The organism is uncultured Microscilla sp., from assembly GCF_947493425.1.
In the GTDB taxonomy this organism is placed as follows: domain Bacteria; phylum Bacteroidota; class Bacteroidia; order Cytophagales; family Microscillaceae; genus Microscilla.
Genome location: NZ_CANLRP010000093.1, coordinates 26,603 through 32,951 on the forward strand (window position 1 = coordinate 26,603; position 6,349 = coordinate 32,951).

General features: G+C 42.3%; 3 protein-coding genes. 1 reads left to right on the forward strand and 2 read right to left on the reverse strand.

All coding sequences use genetic code 11. The features are described from left to right. Positions 1-38: 38 nt before the first annotated feature. Together Q0954_RS21005 and Q0954_RS21010 are read right to left on the reverse strand one after the other, a co-directional pair. A complete protein-coding gene (locus Q0954_RS21005) occupies positions 39-2,582 on the reverse strand; it encodes a T9SS type A sorting domain-containing protein (RefSeq protein WP_299459955.1) in 2,544 nt (847 codons plus the stop codon). Positions 2,583-2,619: 37 nt separating this feature from the next. Then, the gene (locus Q0954_RS21010) at positions 2,620-3,465 is read right to left on the reverse strand and encodes a hypothetical protein (RefSeq protein WP_299459959.1); all 846 of its coding nucleotides are present in this window, start codon (positions 3,463-3,465) and stop codon (positions 2,620-2,622) included. A 708-nt stretch (positions 3,466-4,173) separates the two neighbouring features. On the opposite strand from Q0954_RS21010, the gene Q0954_RS21015 reads away from it, so the two are divergent. Beyond that, positions 4,174-6,021: a cystathionine beta-synthase gene (locus tag Q0954_RS21015; RefSeq protein ID WP_299459961.1), complete on the forward strand. Its 1,848-nt coding sequence runs from the start codon at positions 4,174-4,176 to the stop codon at positions 6,019-6,021. The last annotated feature ends 328 nt before the right edge of the window (positions 6,022-6,349 follow it).

Sequence of the window (6,349 nt, forward strand, 5' to 3'; positions counted from 1 at the left end):
TATTGAGACAGGGTTTGTAATTTTGTAGCATCAAACGATTATTTTACTACCAACAAACGTTTTACTTCGCTGTAGTTGTTTACTTGCAAAGTATAAAAATACATTCCTGGTTTGAGCTCACTGGTATCAAAGGTTACTTTATATTGCCCTTGATTGTTTACTTGCGAAGCCACCAATATTTTTACCATACGGGCATTTACATCTGACAAATACATGTATACTTTTCCGCCGTCAGTACCTACCTGGTAGTCTATAGTTACTTGCCCATTGGTAGGGTTGGGGTAAGCACCAAAAAGCCGATTGCCCAACTCCTTGGCAGGGGTTGCTACTTGTGCTTCGGTAGTTCTGGCGGTGGCGTTCAGATTATAACAATCCGAGCTGTTATCAAAAGCAGTGATTTGCCCCGGATCGCCACAATCAGGCAATGCATACCCAAAATCGGTGATTTTAGCGTTAAACTCTGCCCCCAGGGGTACCTCGAAACCTGGCTTTAGATTTACTTCCACTCCAGCTTCCACCTGGTAAGACCTGGTAGCACTTACAGGATTCCTGTTATCATAAGTGATGCTTATGTTGGCTTTGTTTAACCGTGCCCAACTCAGGCGACTGTCATACATCTTAAATCTATCGTTGATGGTAGCACTCTCATTAGAAAAAGGTGGAACATGATGAGTCCACTGTCGGTACTTGCTCAGGTCAAAATCAGCTGTGATGTCATTTACATCCAATGCATAATCTTTGATAAACAAGATAGGTGCATCATTGCCTCCATCGCTTCGTTTGAGTACCGCCTTTACCCTTATGTATACTTTTCCTCCATGACTTACATTGAAAGTCATGCCTTTAAAGCAGTTAACATTTACATAAGGAGTTTGCACCTGTACAAAAGGTCTTCTTTGTTTGTCTACAGGTTGCCCAGCAGGTGGGGCAATGTCGTTATCGGGGTTGTCATCATTGTTGGGGTTTGTGTCAGGGTTGTAATAGGTAATATGGTACTGACCTCTTTGCACCTGAAATAAGAAAGGATTGAACCTATATTCATTATTACGCTCCATGTGTTTGCTCAACATAGAGGCGTGATTGAACTCGGCAATAAAAGCTATCTGGGCAGATACCAAATCCAGTCCCGCTTTTTTATTGTATTCGGCAAGCACATCATTCGTTATTTTGTATGACTTTGTGCCTAGGAATCTAGGTTCAATCTCGTCGTAATCATCGTAGTAATCATAAAACTCTTTCAACCCCACATAGTTAGAATAGCTTACCATATCGGCTTTGGGCGTATTTTTTAGATTAAAAATACCCAAGGGGCAGGTAAAGTAAGTTTCATTGCCTCCGCTCCCCTGATGGGTGCCTGGCAAGCGTACAATGATGTTGTCAAGCGGCAAAGAAGTTTCTATAGTACCCGTAAGGGTTTCATTTACTTTGGTAATGGTAGGGGTAAATGGCGGTTTGGCTGCTGCACCCTCCTTTTTGGGTGCCAAAAAACCAATCACTTGTCCAACAACACCAATGGCTCCCAGAAACTTAGAGGCGCCACCCGCTATTTTTTGCACGCTACCAAACAACTTGGCAAACTTATTTTCTCTCTCTTGGTTGTCCAATAAATTGGTGGCAAGCTGAACACCATAAGAAAGAATTGGACCTATGCCCCCACTAGTGGGAAACGGCGGGTACAGTTTGTCTTTATCAGTAATAAAATCATTTACCTCTTTGGCGAGTTTATCAGCATCGAGATCTGTCACATTTTTCAAAAACTTTTTGCCCGAAGCCGCAAACTCAATAATGTCTTTTGAGTCTATTTTCTTGGGTTTTTGAATTTCGCTTTTATTTCCTGTGATAGAATACTCTTCGGTAATGTTTTCCCCCGAAATTTTTGCCTTTACATTAGACGTTGTCACTCCATGTACCGCAAACTGCAGTGATGCCCCATTGTACTTGCTATTGCTAATGTTAGGGTCATACATCATACGGTATTCTGCCACTACCCAATGGCGGTTAGAGTTGGTTTTGGAGGTCACATAAGAAATAGATTCGTTGTTGATCTCCTGATCGTTTACTGCATCCAGGTATTTGTCAGGAGCTTTTACCAGGTGGTTGGCATGTCCTAAAATAGCCGGTTTACTACCGCCAGTGGCGTGGCTCATTGTCACTACATACTGTTGGTGGTTATTGGTGTTATTGAACCAAATAAACAGGCGTAATAGTGCTCTATATTTATTGTATAACACAAAGTAGGGGTGGGCAACAATCCCATTGGCTCCCAGGTTTACCGCCATTACTTCCCAACCATTTTCTTTTTTGTAATCTTCTTGTTGATTGATCACATCTAATTTGGGATCTTTGGCGTTTAAAAAAGGAGACCCAAGCCGTATCACCCCATTAGATGGCGTATTGGCAGTCCATACCCTGCAATAATCCGGACTTAGTTCGTCTACCACTTCATACTTGTTGGCAAACTCTTGCATATACTTGATCATTTCATTTTGGTTCGAAGGGCATTGTCCCCAGCTTGTTTGCCCTGCAAACAGCAGCCCTCCCATAATGATCAGTATTAATGGAATTTTAAGCATTTTTTGCATTGTTTTTTACTTTTCAAGGTTTGATACCGGCGGTGATTTACTTATTTTTCTCCATCATTTTTTCCAATTTTTCCAAACGTTGGGCGAGCGCCTCGTATTTTTTCATCTGTTGTTTCAAAACCTTATTTTCTTTTTGTAATTGAATGGTGTACAAGGTCAGTTCTTCTACTTTTTGCAAAAGGGTCATGCTAAACTTGCCCAACTCCAAACCTTCTTTTTCCATCATTCGGGCAGGGGCTACTTCGGGCAGGTGCTTGTTTTGCTTGATAAAAGCTTCTACTTGCTCCAGAGGCATCAAGTGGTAGTTTTCTTGAAAAACAATGTCTTTACCAGCGTCGATGTGCACCCTTAGCTCGCGTACGTTGGCTTTGCCAGCAACAGTAAGCATAGCGTCCACATCAAAGTTAGCAGAGCCCACGGCAAGTTTACCACTGGTAGATACTTCATTGGCAGCCGAGTTTACATGCAACAAAGCGTTGTTTCCCAGGCTTACATTGCCATTGACCGACAGTTTATAATTGTTCACGGCATCGGTGCCAATGCCCACGTCTCCGTTTCTTGAGATGGTCATTACCTTGCCATTTACAAAATCACTATGGGTGAAGGTTCTTGGGAAATTCCCGGTGCTTTCGTGCACAATAAAGTCAAAGCCTCCATTGTTGGGAATTAAGATTGCCTGAGCGTCGTTGGCACCAATACGGTTGACCGTCCAACGCGATTGGGTGTTGTCCCAAAGTGCGTTATGCGAAAACACTGCGCGTACATAGTTGGTGGTAGGATTGGTAATATTTACTCCTTGTACTATAGCATTGCCCGATGTTAACTGAGCCTTTGCAAAAAACGAAACTAATACGAATAAACAGGTGAATTTTAAAACTTTCATAAGTAAAAGTATAAGGTTAATTTGATTTAAAAATGACTATTTGAACCAGCGCCTATTACTATACAGTAACAATAAAGCAGGTGTGAAGAGCCTCCATTAATTTGTTGCAAATAACCTTAAAACTTTTGGGGCAAACTTGGACATATTAGTAAAATACTTGGTGATATAGGTCTTTTTTGGCGGGCTTAGATGTATTAGTAAAATACTTGAAGATATAGTGAAAAAGAGGCAGGGGTTTGTTTAGCCAATTACGAGTTTTTCAATTACGAACCGACCACAGGGAGCTCACCTTCATAGGAAATCGTTTATCAAGAGGAGTGGCAAGCCAAGACAATTCAATCCCAAAAACAACCTCCTCGTATTGGTCTTAAGGCTTCAGCCAGACCAATACCCAACCCAAAAACTCGTATACAAGTTGTTTTTCAAAGTTTGGGGTGAGCATTGCTTAGGTCACCTTGTGGTAAGACCTTTATGAAAGAGGGAATTTTCGAATTATTTACCGTAGGGCGTTGAGAGTAATTTCTGATGAATTTTATGCTCAACTGGTTCAACATCTACCAGGTGTTGGTTTATATCCCTTGCTTGAAAAACAAAAACCTTCAACAAGTTTATCGCTTACCCACAAGATATTGCGCTACACTTGGGGCAATTTATTTTCTCCGTTTTACTAACTTTACGGCACTTATTCTGCTCAACAAAAACGGATGAATGAAAATGACACAACACAATCATACACTCGACTATATTAAAGGGCTGATAGAAAACATGCCCGCTGACTGGTTGAAGCTCACTACTCACCGACTGGATATTTATGAAGAAAAACTGGCCAAAACTCAATTTTTAGAACAGTTCGAAAACTTATTTAACGCCAATAACTTTAGCTCGCAGGCGCTGAGCGAATTGCCCACCGCATATGATTATATTAGGTTGGGGCATCCTTTGTCTTGTGTGCTAGAATGGATGATAGCCAAACTACACCATCAACTGCCTGAAAATGTCATTAGCTTTTCGTCAAAGACAGCCCCTGTGTTAGCCGTGCTCAGAAAGAACCTGTTAGCCAATAAAAACACCCAAATTATTTATAAAGGCGAATTGCCCGCCTATTTTGACGCTGATGTGCTCCGCCGTGTGTATGGGTATCAATTTGACCTGAAACAAGCAACAGATGCCACCGCAGGGTTTGACGGTAGCACTGTTTTTATTGCCGAAAAAGACAATATTTGTGATTTTGACCTCGCTCAAGGGGCTGACTTTTTTGTGAATACACACCCTCGTTTTGGCAGTGTTTTATTGGCCCACGGTAAGCAAAACACAGGGTATATCTCAGAAATTCAACACGTAAGAAGGCGAGAAACCATTGCCATGACTCCAGCCAATGTGCTTGCTGTTTTAAACGCTTTAGTGGCGCCCTCTTCTATTGAAAACAAACCAGACAATAGCAAAGCAAACAAAGCATTAGTAGTTGACACCATCAAAGGTATTACCAATACCAATATTCCCGCATTGGTGGGTTCTAGTGGACTTTCGATACAATATGCCATTGTAATGGGGCTGGTACATGAAGCGCTTGAAAACCATCCAGGCAAGGCGATCAAAATTGTGATTCCGCCCAACTGCTACGGAGGCACCAACGACCAGGCAAGGCGGGTGGCGGCTTGCAATGAGCTCATTGAGGTAGTAGATTTACCCGTGGATAGCGGCAAAGATATGGCGCAGGGCATTGACACAGTGTTGGATAAAATTGCCCATGAAGACGCAGTGCCTTACATCATTGTTGAGATTCCGACCAACCCCAGGGTAGAGGTGCCCAATTTGGTAAAGCTAAAGGAGGCATTGAGCAAAGAGCGTAAAACCAAAGCAGGCAATGTGGCAGTGAATCCTGTGTTTATTTTAGACCAAACGTTTTGCCCCAATGTACACTTTTTGGGCGAAGACAATATGTTGTCAACTGTACGCACCATTGCCTACGTGAGCGGGTCTAAGTTTCCGAGTGGGGGTTTGTGTACGGCGGGGTATTGTACTGCCAACAAAAAAGCAGCGCCTTTGATGGCAAAAATAGAACAACACCTACAACTTGCCGACAATGAGGCGACCGCCCTACAGATGGAAATATTGGCCAAGCAACTGCCTTCTATGATTCAACGTATTCAGGGAGCCTATAAAAACGCGCGTGAGTTTGTCAATTTTATTGGCGAAACTTTGCCAGCGGCAAAAATCAATTTTGTGTCGGAAGAACTAGCCGCTCAAGGGTTTACACCCTCCGTTTTTTCGCTCGACCTGCCCACCAAAGGCAACACCGATGAAGAAAAAGAAGCATATAAAAGAGACTTGAACCTGCAATTAATCAATCGAATGATCAGCGAAATTCCTCATGAGAGTAAGTTTTGTGTGAGCTATGGACAGCTCAAGGGGTGTTATTGGACTATACCCGCTACCTCTACCCAAGGCACCACCAAAGAAGCCGACAAAGACTATATTGTACGGGTGGCACTTTCTGCCAATTTAGACCTAGAACGACATAAAAAAGTGTTTGCTGATTTTGTGGCAAGCATTTGATGTGTGGTAATTGTACCTCAAGAAATATAACCAAAAGCCTTGTTCATTGAGTTGAGCAAGGCTTTTATTAGTCTCTGCAATGGGATCATTACTCTTTTGAGTCTTCCAGAGGAGATTTGAAAACTTTTCATAAAGGTAAGTCTTCCGACTTGCTCCAGCGGGGGACGCGTAGCCCAATCATTTAGGAATAAAGCCATATAACCGTCAAAATAAGTAGGTCTGCGTAACTTTAGTTACTTAAGGTTTTATAGAAGGGGATAAATTGCCCAAGCTAACGGAGGTATTGGAAAACCCTCAAACAGTTTGGCAGATGATTACGATTACTGAG